General features: G+C 67.5%; 18 protein-coding genes. 11 read left to right on the top strand and 7 right to left on the bottom strand.

The features are described from left to right. Together VFT73_RS10925 and xseA are read right to left on the bottom strand one after the other, a co-directional pair. A partial coding sequence (locus VFT73_RS10925; protein ID WP_326410906.1) for a DUF2093 domain-containing protein occupies positions 1-177 on the bottom strand: 177 nt, incomplete at its 3' end. Positions 178-192: 15 nt separating this feature from the next. Next, a complete protein-coding gene (gene xseA, locus VFT73_RS10920) occupies positions 193-1,569 on the bottom strand; it encodes an exodeoxyribonuclease VII large subunit (protein ID WP_326410902.1) in 1,377 nt (458 codons plus the stop codon). On the opposite strand from xseA, the gene purD reads away from it, so the two are divergent. The 8 genes from purD to VFT73_RS10880 all read left to right on the top strand — a co-directional run bounded on the left by purD (position 1,568) and on the right by VFT73_RS10880 (position 6,454). Further along, positions 1,568-2,824, top strand: coding sequence for a phosphoribosylamine--glycine ligase (gene purD / locus VFT73_RS10915; RefSeq protein WP_326410900.1), 1,257 nt, complete (start codon positions 1,568-1,570; stop codon positions 2,822-2,824). The two genes, xseA and purD, sit on opposite strands and share 2 nt — an antisense overlap. Beyond that, positions 2,821-3,618, top strand: coding sequence for a prolipoprotein diacylglyceryl transferase (locus VFT73_RS10910; protein WP_326410898.1), 798 nt, complete (start codon positions 2,821-2,823; stop codon positions 3,616-3,618). Before purD ends, VFT73_RS10910 begins: the two co-directional genes overlap by 4 nt. After that, a complete protein-coding gene (locus VFT73_RS10905; protein WP_326410904.1) occupies positions 3,530-4,720 on the top strand; it encodes a radical SAM protein in 1,191 nt (396 codons plus the stop codon). The genes VFT73_RS10910 and VFT73_RS10905 overlap by 89 nt, the downstream gene beginning before the upstream one ends. Next, a complete protein-coding gene (locus VFT73_RS10900) occupies positions 4,705-4,932 on the top strand; it encodes a hypothetical protein (RefSeq protein WP_326410896.1) in 228 nt (75 codons plus the stop codon). Before VFT73_RS10905 ends, VFT73_RS10900 begins: the two co-directional genes overlap by 16 nt. Further along, positions 4,929-5,165 (top strand): hypothetical protein, encoded by a 237-nt coding sequence (locus VFT73_RS10895; RefSeq protein WP_326410894.1) that lies wholly within the window; start codon positions 4,929-4,931, stop codon positions 5,163-5,165. Before VFT73_RS10900 ends, VFT73_RS10895 begins: the two co-directional genes overlap by 4 nt. A gap of 69 nt (positions 5,166-5,234) precedes the next feature. Further along, the gene (locus tag VFT73_RS10890; protein ID WP_326410892.1) at positions 5,235-5,738 is read left to right on the top strand and encodes a hypothetical protein; all 504 of its coding nucleotides are present in this window, start codon (positions 5,235-5,237) and stop codon (positions 5,736-5,738) included. 48 nt (positions 5,739-5,786) lie between these two features. Further along, positions 5,787-6,047 (top strand): hypothetical protein, encoded by a 261-nt coding sequence (locus VFT73_RS10885; protein ID WP_326410890.1) that lies wholly within the window; start codon positions 5,787-5,789, stop codon positions 6,045-6,047. After that, positions 6,044-6,454 carry a type II toxin-antitoxin system VapC family toxin gene (locus tag VFT73_RS10880; RefSeq protein WP_326410887.1) on the top strand — a complete coding sequence of 137 codons (411 nt, stop codon included), beginning with the start codon at positions 6,044-6,046 and terminating at the stop codon, positions 6,452-6,454. The genes VFT73_RS10885 and VFT73_RS10880 overlap by 4 nt, the downstream gene beginning before the upstream one ends. An 11-nt stretch (positions 6,455-6,465) precedes the next feature. Here the strand turns inward: VFT73_RS10880 and VFT73_RS10875 are convergent, their stop codons facing one another. The 4 genes from VFT73_RS10875 to ykgO form a co-directional block, all read right to left on the bottom strand. Further along, entirely contained in the window at positions 6,466-6,867 is a 402-nt protein-coding gene (locus VFT73_RS10875; RefSeq protein WP_326410885.1) for an EVE domain-containing protein, read from the bottom strand. Position 6,868: 1 nt separating this feature from the next. Then, the gene (locus VFT73_RS10870; protein WP_326410883.1) at positions 6,869-8,236 is read right to left on the bottom strand and encodes a serine hydrolase domain-containing protein; all 1,368 of its coding nucleotides are present in this window, start codon (positions 8,234-8,236) and stop codon (positions 6,869-6,871) included. Between the two features lie 98 nt (positions 8,237-8,334). Continuing rightward, the gene (locus VFT73_RS10865) at positions 8,335-8,943 is read right to left on the bottom strand and encodes an HAD family phosphatase (RefSeq protein WP_326410881.1); all 609 of its coding nucleotides are present in this window, start codon (positions 8,941-8,943) and stop codon (positions 8,335-8,337) included. A gap of 3 nt (positions 8,944-8,946) precedes the next feature. Further along, positions 8,947-9,072, bottom strand: a complete 126-nt coding sequence (ykgO, locus tag VFT73_RS10860; protein ID WP_003046794.1) for a type B 50S ribosomal protein L36 — start codon at positions 9,070-9,072, stop codon at positions 8,947-8,949. Between the two features lie 145 nt (positions 9,073-9,217). On the opposite strand from ykgO, the gene VFT73_RS10855 reads away from it, so the two are divergent. From VFT73_RS10855 to gpmA, 3 genes are read left to right on the top strand one after another with little or no spacing between them, the layout of a single operon-like run. After that, the gene (locus tag VFT73_RS10855) at positions 9,218-9,793 is read left to right on the top strand and encodes a DUF4136 domain-containing protein (protein WP_326410879.1); all 576 of its coding nucleotides are present in this window, start codon (positions 9,218-9,220) and stop codon (positions 9,791-9,793) included. Then, the gene (locus VFT73_RS10850) at positions 9,790-10,908 is read left to right on the top strand and encodes a M14 family metallopeptidase (RefSeq protein ID WP_326410877.1); all 1,119 of its coding nucleotides are present in this window, start codon (positions 9,790-9,792) and stop codon (positions 10,906-10,908) included. The genes VFT73_RS10855 and VFT73_RS10850 overlap by 4 nt, the downstream gene beginning before the upstream one ends. A gap of 29 nt (positions 10,909-10,937) precedes the next feature. Beyond that, the gene (gpmA, locus tag VFT73_RS10845) at positions 10,938-11,627 is read left to right on the top strand and encodes a 2,3-diphosphoglycerate-dependent phosphoglycerate mutase (RefSeq protein ID WP_326410875.1); all 690 of its coding nucleotides are present in this window, start codon (positions 10,938-10,940) and stop codon (positions 11,625-11,627) included. A gap of 16 nt (positions 11,628-11,643) precedes the next feature. Here the strand turns inward: gpmA and typA are convergent. Continuing rightward, on the bottom strand, positions 11,644-13,351 hold a 1,708-nt coding region (typA, locus tag VFT73_RS10840; protein WP_326410873.1), incomplete at its 5' end, for a translational GTPase TypA.

The raw sequence follows: 13,351 nt of genomic DNA, 5'->3' as shown, positions 1-13,351 counted from the left end.
TGCGATCTCCGCCGTGGCATAGGCTTCCTGCCGGGCGTTGGACCAGTAGCGCAGCGCATCGAGCGGGATCTTCTCGCCCGACACCGCGCAGACGACATGGTCGCCCTGAGACAGCACGCGATAGCCATTGGCCATATAATGGAGCCGGGCCGGCTGGCTGCGGTTGAACATCAGCATGTCGCAAACACCTTCTTACAACAGCGAGGGCTGGCTGGGCGGCGGCGCCTCGCGCTTCGGCCCAGATGGGGCGCGCTCCACCCGCGCGTCAACCGTGCCATCGGCGAAGTGCAGGCTGAGTGCGACGGCGGCCCGCGCGGCGGCGGCGCTGGTCACGACCTGCCCGCCCTTCCCTTCCACCCAGGCATAGCCGCGGGCGAGCAGATTTTCCGGATTGACCGACTGGGCGAGCCGCCAGACCGCCTGCAGCCGGTCGGCGCAGCGGTCGAGCCGGGTGCGCAGCAGCGTCGGGCGAAGCGCGCCGCTCGCCCGCGCCAGCTCGCCGCGCGCATCGGCGACGCGGCGGCCGAGCCCGCGCCGCAGCCGCTCGGCATAGTCGTCGACGCGCTGCCGCTGTGGATCGAGCAGCGACGCGGGGGTCGGCAGCAGCCGCGTCAACGCATGCAGCCGCTCGCCGGCGCGTTCATGGTAGCGGCGGGCGCAGCGCTCCATCCGCGCGCGCTGATCGCGGACATAGGCGCGCAGCTCCGCCCGGACCGGCACCGCCATCTCGGCGGCGGCGGTGGGTGTCGGCGCGCGCACGTCCGCGGCATAGTCGCACAGCGTGGTGTCGGTTTCGTGGCCCACGGCGGAGATGATCGGGATCGTGCAGGCCGCGACCGCACGCACCACGGCTTCCTCGTTGAAGGCCCAGAGATCCTCGATCGAGCCGCCGCCACGCGCGACGATGACGAGGTCGGGGCGCTGCCCGTCGGGCATCCGGCAGAAGCCGGCGATCGCCGCCGCCACCTGCTCGGCCGCGCCCTGCCCCTGCACCTGTACCGGCCAGACGGTCACATGGGTCGGGCAGCGATCCTCCAGCCGGTGGAGAATGTCGCGGATCACAGCCCCCGTGGGCGACGTCACGACGCCGATCCGCTGCGGCAGGAAGGGGAGCTTCTTCTTGCGCGCAGTCTCGAACAGGCCCTCAGCGCCCAGCTTCGCCTTCAGCGTTTCGAGCAGCAGCATCAGCGCGCCTTCGCCGGCAAGCTCCAGCCGCTCGATCACGATCTGGTATTTGGACCGGCCGGGATAGGTGGTGAGCTTGCCGGTCGCGATCACCTCGATGCCGTCTTCGGGGCGGAAGGGGAGCGACGCCACGCCCGTCTTCCACATCACGGCATCGATGCAGGCCTTGTCGTCCTTCAGCGTCAGATAGGCATGACCGGAGGCGGCGCGCTTGTAGCCGCTGATCTCGCCCCTCAGCCGCACCATGCCGAAGCTGTCCTCGACCACCCGCTTCAGCGCGAAAGCGAGCTCCGAGACGCTGAGCGCGGGCGCGTTGTCGCCCGGCTGGCTGTCGGCTAACAGCCGGGCGTCCGCCGCATCCGCCGAGGAGAATCCTGAAGCCATGAACGTCCTGCTGATCGGTTCGGGAGGGCGCGAGCATGCGCTGGCCTGGAAATTGGCGCAAAGCGCCCGGCTGGGCAAGCTTTACGCAGCGCCCGGCAATCCCGGCATCGCGCGGCACGCCGAACTGGTCGCGATGGACGTGACGGACCATGAGACGGTCGTCGGCTTCTGCCGGCGGCAGCAGATCGGGCTGGTCGTGGTCGGGCCGGAAGCGCCGCTGGTTGCCGGCCTGGGCGACGACCTGCGCGCGGCGGGCGTGCCGGTGTTCGGGCCGGACAGGGCGGCGGCGCAGCTGGAAGGGTCCAAGGGCTTCACCAAGGACCTGTGCACGCAAGCGGGCATTCCGACCGCCGGCTATGTGCGGGCCGAGGGCGTGGAGGACGGGCTCGCCAGGCTCGCCCCGTTCGGGCTGCCGGTGGTGATCAAGGCCGACGGCCTCGCCGCGGGCAAGGGCGTGGTGATCGCGACGACGCGCGAGGAAGCCGAAGAGGCGATCCGCGCAGCCGGCGGTCCGCTGGTGATCGAGGAATTCCTGACCGGCGAGGAAGCCAGCCTGTTCGCGCTTTCCGACGGCAAGACGGTCGTCCCGTTCGGCTCCGCCCAGGACCATAAGCGCGTGGGCGACGGCGATACCGGCCCGAACACCGGCGGCATGGGCGCCTATTCCCCCGCGCGCGTGCTGACGCCGGCCCTGGAGGCTCAGGCGATGCGCGAGATCGTCGAGCCGACCGTGCGTGCGATGGCGGAGGCGGGCACACCGTTCATCGGGGTGCTCTATGCCGGGCTGATGCTGACCGCGGCGGGGCCCAAGCTGATCGAATACAACGCCCGCTTCGGCGACCCGGAATGCCAGGTGCTGATGCCGCGGCTGGAAAGCGACCTGCTGGAGCTGATGCTGGCCTGCGCCGAAGGGCGGCTCGCCGCGGAGGAAGCGCCGCGGTTCTCCAGCCGTATCGCGCTGACGGTTGTGATGGCGGCCAAGGGTTATCCCGGCACCCCCGAAACCGGCGGCACGATCGACGGCATCGACAAGGCCGAGGCCGCCGGCACGATCGTCTTCCAGGCCGGCACCAAGGAGCGGGACGGACAACTCGTCGCATCGGGCGGCCGCGTGCTCGCCGTCACCGCGGAGGGACCGACCGTCCGCTGGGCGCAATCGGCTGCCTACACGGCCATCGACCGGATCGACTTCCCGACCGGCTTCTGCCGCCGCGACATCGGCTGGCGGGAGGTCGCGCGCGAACGGGGCGGATGATCGCCGTCCCGACCGCGCCCTGGGCGCACGCCGCGTTCGACCTGCTCGCCTGGACCGCGGGCGCCGCAGTGGCGGTCATGCAGCATCGCCGCCGCCCGCGGCCCGACGCGGAACTCGCCCGCAGGACGCGCCCTTCCTATTTCATCGCTCTCGCAATCGGTGCGCTGGCCGGCGCCTGGTTGGCCGGGTCGCTGAACAGCCTGCGCTGGCCGGCCCCTGCCCTCTCCCACAGCGTCGCCGGCGCGCTTGCGGGCGGCATCGTCGCGGTCGAGCTCTGGAAGAAGATCGCCGGCGTGCATGGATCGACCGGCGGCAGCTTCGTCGCCCCGCTTGCCGTCGGGATTGTGGTCGGCCGGCTGGGTTGCCTATTCGCCGGCCTGCCCGACGGCACTTTCGGCACGCCCACAGACCTGCCCTGGGCGATCGATCTGGGCGACGGCATCGGCCGCCACCCGGTCCAGCTCTATGAAAGCGCCGCCATTGCGCTGTTCGCGTTCATCTATTGGCGAGCGTTGATGGCCGGGCGGCGCTGGGCCGTTCTGCACGGCTTCCAGGCGTTCGTGATCGCCTATGCAGCGCAGCGTTTCCTGTGGGAGTGGCTCAAGCCCTATCCGCCTGTTATCGGTCCGCTCAACATCTTCCATCTGATCGCAGGGGGGCTGATCGCCTATGGATGCGCTTACTGGAACCAGCCCGGCGCGGACGATGGCGCCCTATCTGTTCCACAGCGCGACGACGAGCCTGTGCGAGACCTGCCTGAGGCCGGTGCCGGCCAAGGTGGTCATCGAGGATGATTGCGTCTTTTACCTGAAGCGCTGCCGCGAGCATGGGCCCAGCCGCACGCTGATCAGCGACGATGCGGCCTATTGGCGCCAGCAGAAGGACTGGCTGAAGCCCGGCGACCGTCCGCTGTTCAACCAGACCGAGACCGTCGCCGGCTGTCCGTTCGACTGCGGGCTCTGCCCCGATCATGAGCAGCATAGCTGCCTCGCGATCGTCGAGATCAACAGCGCCTGCAACCTCGCCTGCCCGGTCTGCTTCGCCGATGCCGAGGACGTGCACGGCAGTCACCGCCCGCTGGCCGAGATCGAGGCGATGCTCGACGCGCTGGTCGCTTCCGAAGGCGAGCCGGACCTGGTCCAGCTGTCGGGCGGCGAGCCGACCATCCATCCCGAATTCTTCGCAATCCTGGACGCGGTGAAGCGCCGGCCGATCCGGCACGCGATGATCAACACCAACGGCGTTCGGATCGCGCAGGACCCGGCGTTCGTCGACCGGCTGGCCAGCTATGCGCCGCGGCTGGAGGTTTATCTCCAGTTCGATTCGCTCGACGACGATGCGCTCGTGAACCTGCGCGGCGCGCGGCTCAGCCGGATCAGGCGCCAGGCGCTCGAACAGCTGGAGCGGGTCGGCCTGGCGACGACGCTGGTCTGCGTCGTGAAGCAGGGCATCAACGACCGCGAAGTGCCCGACATCGTCCGCCACGCGCTCGACTGGGCCTGCGTGCGCGGCGTGACGTTCCAGCCGGTGCAGGATGCGGGGCGCAACGACGGCTTCGATCCTGGCGCCAACCGCGCTATGCTGACCAGCATCCGCCGCGCGATCGGCGAGTCGGGCGTATTCGACACCGCCGACATGGTACCGCTGCCCTGCAATCCGGACCAGATCTGCATCGGCTATGGGCTGCGCGACGGTAAGACGGTCACGCCATTGACGGCGCTGCTTCCGCGCGAGCTGTTGCTGAATGGTCCGAACACGATCAGCTACGAAGCCTATCCGGAGCTGCGCGAGAAAGTGATCGACCTGCTGTCGCTGTCCACTGCGCAGGCGATACGTCGGACAAGCTCGCCGGCCTGCTCTGCTGCCTGCCGCAGGCGATCGTGCCCGAGCAGCTGAGCTATGCCCACAGCTTCCGCGTCGTGATCCTGCAGTTCCTCGACCGCTTCAACTTCGACCTGGGGACGGTGAAGCGCAGCTGCGTCCATTTCGTGACGCCGGAAGGAAAGCTGATCCCGTTCGACACCTATAACAGCTTCTACCGCCCGGGCGCGGCGGGCGCGGGGCGGCTGGCGGAAGCCTGGGCGCGGATCGGGGGGAGAGCGGCATGAAGCGACTGTTCGGGGGAATCCTGCTCGCGATCGGCATCCTGATCGCGGGTGCCAGCGGGCTCTGCACGCTGATATTTGTCGGATCGAGCACCGGGCAGCCGAACGACCTCGGCCCCATACTACCGCTTGCCTTGATCTTCGGCGGACTTCCGTTCCTCGTCGGAATCGGCCTGATCATTGGAGGCCGGGCTCTGCTAAAGTCTGCGCGAATGGACGACGAAGGACTGTACTGACGCAGGGTTTGCCAATTCCCTCGGCCCGCCGGTAGAGGTGGGCCTGCAACTCTGACAGGGGCCGCAACGATGGATTGGCTGAGCGAAAATTGGGTGCTCATCGTCTTGGGCGTGATCGTGGTGCTGGTCGCCCTCTGGTGGCTGGTCGGCAGCGGCAAGCGCGTCGAGGCGGACAAGCCGGCACAGACGCTGGACAAGCGCGAAGAGGTCTCGCCGGTGGTTACCGGCCCGGCGGTCGCACCGGTCGACGTGCCGCCGCCAGTCGAGGTCGAGCCGCTGAAGCCTGAACCGGAAGCGCTGGTCGAGCCGATCCATCCCATCCCGGCGGGCGCGCCCGACGAGCTCACCCGGATGAAGGGCGTCGGGCCCAAGGTCGCGGCGCTGCTGAACGGGCTGGGCGTCACCCGCTTCGACCAAATTGCGGCGTGGAGCGACGCCGACGTCGCGCGCGTCGACGGCCAGCTCGGCGCCTTCAAGGGCCGCATCGCACGCGATCAATGGATCGAGCAGGCCCGCCTGCTCGCGGCCGGCGACACGGCAGGATACGAAGCGAAGTTCGGGAAGCTGGGGTAGCGCGACGGCCACCTTGCCATCATGCCATCACGACACTAGCTTGATGGCATGACCGCGCCGCAACTCTCCGTTCGCTCAGCTCGTGCCCGTGACTTGGCGCACGAGCTTTCGCGACGGGAGCGGCGGCCCATCCACGCAATCGTGGAGGATGCGCTGACAGAATATGCACGCAAGCATCCGAAGCCGGAGAGCGCGGCAGCCTTTCTCCGGCGCGTGCGCGCCATGACGCCGGCGGACGATCAGGCGGTTGCGGAGCTCGAAGCCGCTATCGAAGAGCACCGGCAGCCCCATCACGGGATCGACCTTTGATCCTGCTCGACACGAATGTCGTATCGGAGCTGATGAAAGAGGTCGCAAATCCCGCTGTCGAGCGATGGTATCTCCTAAACGAGGAGGAAACCGTGTTGCCTTCGATCTCGCTGGCGGAGCTGTCTTACGGTGTGGCGCGGCTCTCGAGCGGTGCCAAGCGGCGGAGCCTTGAAGCGCGGATGCAGGAGTGGCGCGTGCGATATGCCGGCCGGATGATCCCCTTCGGTCCGGGCGCGGCAATGCGCTATGGCCCGATGCTCGCCGCGGTGGTTGCCTCCGGCCGCACCATGTCTTTGCCCGATGCGCAGATTGCCGCCATCGCGCTGGAAGAAGAGGCAGTCGTCGCGACGCGCAATGTACGCGACTTCGAGCCTGCTGGCGTGCCTCTCGTCAATCCGTGGGATTGAACCTGGTCCGGTCAGGTGGCTGCCATCTCCTGGATCACCGCCCATTCCTCGTCGCGCACGGGGGTGACGGAAAGGCGGGACTGGCGGAGCATTTCGAGCTTGGCGAGACGCGGCTCGGCCTTGATTTCGGCAAGCGTGACCGGGCGCGGCAGCTTTTCGACCGGCTTGACCGCGACCGAGGCCCAGTCGCCTTTCTCTCCGTCCGGTTTCCAGGCGCGGGTGATCTCCATGATGCCGACCGCCGCCTTTTCCGTGTTCGAATGGTAGAAGAAGGCGCGGTCGCCGGGCTGCATCTCCTTCAGGAAATTGCGCGCGGTATAGTTGCGCACGCCGTCCCATTCGGTCGCGCCGTCGCGGACCAGATGGTCCCAGCCATAAACGTCGGGTTCGGAGCGCAGCAGCCAGTAACGCATGTCACTGCGCCTCCGGATAGATCAGGAATTCCTCGATCCTGCCGCCGTTCGGCTCGGCGCGCAGGCTGATCGTCAATTTGCGGCCGGGATAGCGCACTTCGTAGACCTCGGACGTGAAGCCGCCGCGCAAGCGCGGCGGGCGCAGCCGGACGAAGCTTTGCGGCTCCCCCAGCGGCATCAGGCCGGCGCGGTGATCGGCCAGCACCTGCGGCGTCAGATACGCATTGAAGTTGTCGGTGAACTTCGCCCGGTCCGCCTTTCCCTGGCGGAGCTGGTCGAAGATCGCGCGGGCGGCGGCGGTGTCCGGGTCCTGGCCCAGGATCATGGCCTCGATCCGGTCCGCGATCGCGTTGTGCGCGTTGCCGAAATCGGCGTTGACGAACACCGTCACCGCCGCCTTGTCCGCCGGATAGACGCGATTGTCGGCGAGATAGCCGACCGCGGCGCCGCCATGCTGGACGCGCGGATGGCCGCGCACCTGGTCGACGGTCACGCCAAGGCCGTAGCCGGAGCCCTTGCCGTCGGTCAGTATGATCTCGCGCTCCTGCTCGGCCCAACTCGTCGGCTTCAGCAGCGCTCGGTCGATCCGCGCGATGTTCCATTTGGAAAGCTCGGCCGGCGTGGTCAGCAGCTGGCCCGCCGCAAACAGCCAGCCCGCCGCCGGCGCTTTGGCGGGCCGTACAGGACCGAGCGCAAATCGAGTGAACGGCTTCGCGTCGGTCGGCTTCAGATCATAGTCGGCATCTCCGACCTTCATGTGCAGCGGCTGGAAAATGCGCGTTTGCAGGAAGCGCATGAACGGCTCGCCCGACACCTTCTCGACGATCAGGCCGACGGCAACGAAGCCGGTGTTCGAATATTGCCACTGGCCGCCAGGCGGGAAATCGAGCAGCAGCTTCGCCCATCGATCGAGGATCTCCTGCGGCTTGACCGGCTTTTCCATCGCCGAGAAGGCGTAATTTTGCGGCCAGAAATCGCGATAGCCGGAGGTGTGGCTGAGCAGCTGGCGGATCGTGATCCTGTCGGCGTCGGTCAGCTCGGGGAGATATTTCGAGACCTTGTCGTCGAGCGAGAGCTTGCCTTCCTCCGCGAGCAGCAGGACGGCCGCCGCCGTGATCTGCTTCGAGACCGATGCGATCGGATAAGCCGCAGTCGCGGTCGGCGCCGAACCGTCGCCGCGTTGATTGCCATAGGCTTTCGCGAATTGCAGCTTGCCATCGGTCACCACCGCGACCGAGGCGGAGGGGACGCCGGTCTCCTTAAGGGCCTGCGCGGCGATCCGGTCGATCTCTGCGATCTGCGCGGGCGTGAGGGGCGCGGCGAGCGCCGGGGCGGCTGCTAGGGCAATGGCAAGGAAGGCAGGGCGCATGTTCTCTCCTGTATTCCCGCGAAAGCGGGAATCCACCGCCTTCTGCCACCAGTGCGCTCGGAAAGAAAAGGTGGGTCCCCGCTTTCGCGGGGACGCTACTACAGGAGGCCGAGGGCCTGCAGCTCGGTCCGCAGCGTCGCCGCGTCGCGGAACAGATGGCTCCTTATCCCCGCGGCCTCCGCTCCGGCGACGTTCTTCGCGTTGTCGTCGATGAAGATCAGCTCCTCGGCCGGCATGCCGAACCGCCTGAGCGCAAGCTCGTAAATGGCGGCATCCGGCTTCACCAGCCGTTCGGTGCCGGAGACGACCACGTCGCGGAAGCGGTCGAACACCGGCTGCGTCCGTCTGAACGGGCCCCAGAATTCGCCGCTGAAATTGGTGATCGCGAACAACGGCACGCCGGCTTCGTCGAGCTCCTCGACCAGGGGGATCATGCCGTCGACTGCGGGGCCGAGGCTCTCGTTGAAGCGGGGGCCCCAGGCCGCGATCAGCGCCGCGTGCTGCGGATGCTCGGCGATCAGTTCCGCGCTGGTTTCGGCAAACGGCCGGCCGGCGTCGTGCTGGAAATGCCAGTCATGGGTGACGACATCGCGCAGAAACGCGTCAAGCGCCCGATCGTCGTCGATCAGGCGCTCGTAAAGGAACCGTGGGTCCCAGCTGAAAAGGACGTTGCCGACGTCGAAGACGACGCCGCGCACAGCCGCCATCGCTCAGCCCTGGCGGGCCTTGAAGCGGCGGTTGGTCTTGTTGATGACGTAGGTGCGGCCGCGGCGGCGGATCACCCGGTTATCACGATGCCGGTCCTTCAAGGACTTGAGCGAGTTACGAATCTTCATTGTCTAAGCCTGGCTCGAATCTGGGCTGAAAAGCGAGGCGCCCGCCTAGTCGACAGCGGTGCGAAGGTCAAGGACCCGGACGCGTGCAGCTAATTACGCTTTCGATACGTTTATGTGCCGAAAGGCTTGAAAGGACAGTCCCGCCATGGTCCGCCCCCGCTTCTTCCTTCTGGCATCGCTGCTCGCGCTCGGCGCCTGCGCCACGCCGTCGCCGCCGGTCGAGGTCACGCGCTTCCACTTGGGCGAGGTCAACGAGCGCGGCACCGTCGCGATCGAGCCGGAACCGGGTGCGCGGCCCGGCATGGAATTCGACATCTATGCGAACGCGGTGGCGAACGAACTGAACCGGCTCGGCTTCGCACAGGTCGATGGCGTCGGCCAGAGCCTGTACGTCGCAGTAGTCGACGTCCGCACCGCCGCGCGCGAGCGGGTCGGCGGCGGTTCGCCGGTCTCGGTCGGCATCGGCGGGTCGACCGGCGGCTGGCACAGCGGCGTCGGCGGCGGGATCAGCTTCGGCCTGGGCGGCCGCCGCGGCGGACTGTGGGTCGGCGCCGAGCTGTCGGTCCAGCTGAAGCGCCGCTCCGACCAGACCGTGGTCTGGGAGGGCCGCGCGCGTGGCGAGGCGCCGGAGCGCGACTCGGCAGCCTTGGCCGGGCGGCTCGCAAATGCGCTGTTCAGGGACTTTCCGGGCCAGTCGGGCCGCACTATCAGCGTGCCATGACCTTCAGCATCACCAGCGCTTTCGACAGCGGCAACATCCGCGTCCTGAACATCGACGGCCATGAGGCCGATCTGGAGATCGAGACCGATCACGGCTCCGATTTCTACCAATGGTTCCACTTCCGCGTCGGCAATGCGGCGGGACGCGACATCACGCTTCGGATCACGAACGTCGGCGGCTCGGCCTATCCGCTCGGCTGGCCGGACTATCGCGCGCGCGTCTCGGAGGATCGCGAGACCTGGCGCCAGGCCGATACCGATTTCGACGGCCAGACGCTGACGATCCATGTCCGCCCTGAGACCAATGCGCTGTGGGTCGCCTATTTCGCACCCTATTCGATGGAGCGGCATTACGCGCTGGTCACGCGGATGGCGGCGCAGCCCGGCGTCTGCCAGCGCGAGCTGACCCGCACGCTCGACGGCCGCCCGCTTGATATGCTGACGATGGGCGAGGGGCCGAAGCAGGTCTGGCTCTACGCCCGCCAGCACCCCGGCGAGACGATGGCCGAATGGTGGATGGAAGGCGCGCTCGAAAAGCTGACCGATCCGGACGATACGACCGCCAAGGCGCTCCGCGCGAAGGCCACGCTGCACGTCGTGCCCAACATGAACCCGGACGGCAGCTTCCGCGGTCATCTCCGCACCAACGCCGCCGGCGTGAACCTGAACCGCGAATGGCACGCGCCGACCGAGGAGCGCAGCCCCGAAGTGCTGGCGGTCCGCGACGCGATGGACGCGACCGGCGTCGACTTCGCGATGGACGTGCATGGCGACGAGGCGATCCCGGCCAATTTCATCGCCGGCTTTGAAGGCATCCCCTCCTACAGCGAGGACAAGGGCGCGCTTTACACTCGCTTCCGCGACACCCTTGCCGAGCGCTCGCCCGACTTCCAGGTCGCCAAGGGCTACGAGATCGCGGCGCCCGGCAAGGCGAACATGTCGATGTCGACGACCCAGCTGGCGGAGCGCTACGGCGCGGTGTCGATGACCTTGGAGATGCCGTTCAAGGATCACGCGGACAATCCGGACCCCGAATTCGGCTGGTCGCCCGAGCGCTGCAAGCGCCTCGCCCATGACTGCCTCGACAATCTCGCGGCGATGATCGACGCCCTCTGAACCCTTACCGGGCCCAATCAGGAGAAATAATGCCCACGCTCGTGCTGATCCGCCATGGCCAGTCGGCCTGGAACCTCGAAAACCGCTTCACCGGCTGGTGGGACGTCGACCTGACCGAAAAGGGCGCCGCCGAAGCGAAGGCCGCGGGCGAGCTGATGGCGGCGAAAGGCCTCGATTTCGACCGCTGCTTCACCAGCTACCAGACGCGCGCAATCAAGACGCTGAACATTGCGCTGGAAGCGATGGGGCGGCTGTGGCTGCCCGTCGACAAGCATTGGCGGCTGAACGAGCGCCATTATGGCGGGCTGACCGGGCTCGATAAGGCGGAGACGGCGGCGAAGCATGGCGATGCGCAGGTCAAGATCTGGCGCCGCAGCTTCGACACGCCGCCGCCGGCGATGGAAACGGGCAGCCCGTTCGACCTGTCGAACGACCGCCGCTACGCCGGCGTCCCGGTTCCGCAAACCGAAAGCCTGAAAGACACGATCGCCCGCGTGCTGCCCTATTGGGAGGCCGAGATTGCGCCGGCGCTGCGGTCAGGCCAGCGGGTGCTGATCTCCGCCCACGGCAATTCGCTCCGTGCGCTGGTCAAGCATCTGTCGCACATTCCGGATTCGGAAATCACCGAACTCGAGATCCCGACCGGCCAGCCGATCGTCTATGAGCTGGACGAGGGGCTGGCGGCGACGGACCGCTATTATCTGAGCGAGCGCCGATAGACCGGGCGCGAGGCGGTCAGGCCGCCTCCATCACCCGCTTCGCCCGCTTGCGCTCGTGCGGGTCGAGGTGGCGCTTGCGCAGGCGGATGCTCTTCGGCGTCACCTCGACCAGCTCGTCGTCGTCGATATAGGCGATCGCCTGTTCCAGCGTCAGGCGGCGGGGCGGGGTGAGGCGGATCGCATCGTCCTTGCCGCCCGAAGCGCGGAAGTTGGTCAGCTGCTTCGCCTTCATCGGATTGACCTCGAGGTCGTCCGGCTTGGCGTTCTCGCCGATGATGATGCCTTCGTAGAGCGGATCGCCCGGCGCGACCATCAGGATGCCGCGCTCTTCCAGCGCGTTCAGCGCATAGGCGTTCGCCTCGCCGGCGCCGTTGGAGATCAGCACGCCGTTCTTCCGGCCCTCGATCACGCCCTTGTAGGGCCCATATTTCTCGAACAGCCGGTTCATGATGCCGGTGCCGCGGGTGTCCGACAGGAACTCGCCATGATAGCCGATCAGCCCGCGAGAGGGCGCCGAGAAGGTGATGCGGGTCTTGCCGCCGCCCGACGGACGCATGTCGGTCAGCTCGGCCTTGCGGATCGACATCTTCTCGACGACGGTGCCCGAATATTCGTCGTCGACGTCGATCACGACCGTCTCGTACGGCTCCTCGCGGCCATTGGGGCCGTCGCGGAATAGCACGCGCGGTCGGCTGATGCCGAGCTCGAAGCCCTCGCGGCGCATCGTCTCGATCAGCACGCCGAGCTGCAGCTCGCCGCGGCCGGCGACTTCGAAGCTGTCCTTGTCGGCGGCTTCGGTGACGCGGATCGCGACGTTCGATTCCGCCTCGCGGAACAGCCGGTCGCGGATCATGCGGCTGGTGACCTTGGTCCCTTCGCGACCGGCCATCGGCGAATCGTTCACCGCAAAGCGCATGCTGAGCGTCGGCGGATCGATCGGCTGCGCCTTGATCGGCGTGGTGACGGACGTATCGGCGATCGTGTTCGCGACGGTCGCGACCGTCATGCCCGCGATGCTGATGATGTCGCCGGCCTTCGCCTCTTCCACCGGCACGCGCTCAAGCCCGCGGAACGTCATGAGCTTCGACGCGCGGCCGGTCTCGATCACATTGCCGTCGGCGTCCAGCGCATGGATCGGCTGGTTCAGCTTCACCGTGCCGGCGTTAACCCGCCCGGTCAGGATGCGGCCGAGAAAGTTGTCGCGGTCGAGCAGCGTCACCAGGAAGCTGAATGGCGCGTCGTCGTCGACGCTGGGCGCCGGCACATGCTCGACGATCTTCTCGAACAGCGGCGCCAGCGTGCCTTCGCGCGCGTCCGGGTCTTCCGACGCATAGCCGTTGCGGCCCGACGCGTAGAGCACTGGAAAGTCGAGCTGCTCGTCGCTCGCCTCAAGGCTCACGAACAGGTCGAATACTTCGTCGAGCACTTCCTGCACGCGCGCGTCCGAGCGGTCGATCTTGTTGACGACGACGATGGGCCTGAGGCCCAGCGCCAGCGCCTTGCCAGTCACGAACTTGGTCTGCGGCATCGCGCCTTCCGACGAGTCGACCAGCAGGATCACGCCATCGACCATCGACAGGATCCGCTCCACCTCGCCGCCGAAATCGGCGTGGCCGGGCGTGTCGACGATGTTGATCCGCGTGCCGTGCCAGTCGACCGACGTGCACTTCGCCAGGATGGTGATTCCTCGCTCCTTCTCCAGATCGTTCGAATCCATCGCGCGC

The organism is Sphingomonas sp. (assembly GCF_035758555.1).
In the GTDB taxonomy this organism is placed as follows: domain Bacteria; phylum Pseudomonadota; class Alphaproteobacteria; order Sphingomonadales; family Sphingomonadaceae; genus Sphingomonas_B.
This window is presented reverse-complemented; position numbering and strand designations above follow the sequence as displayed.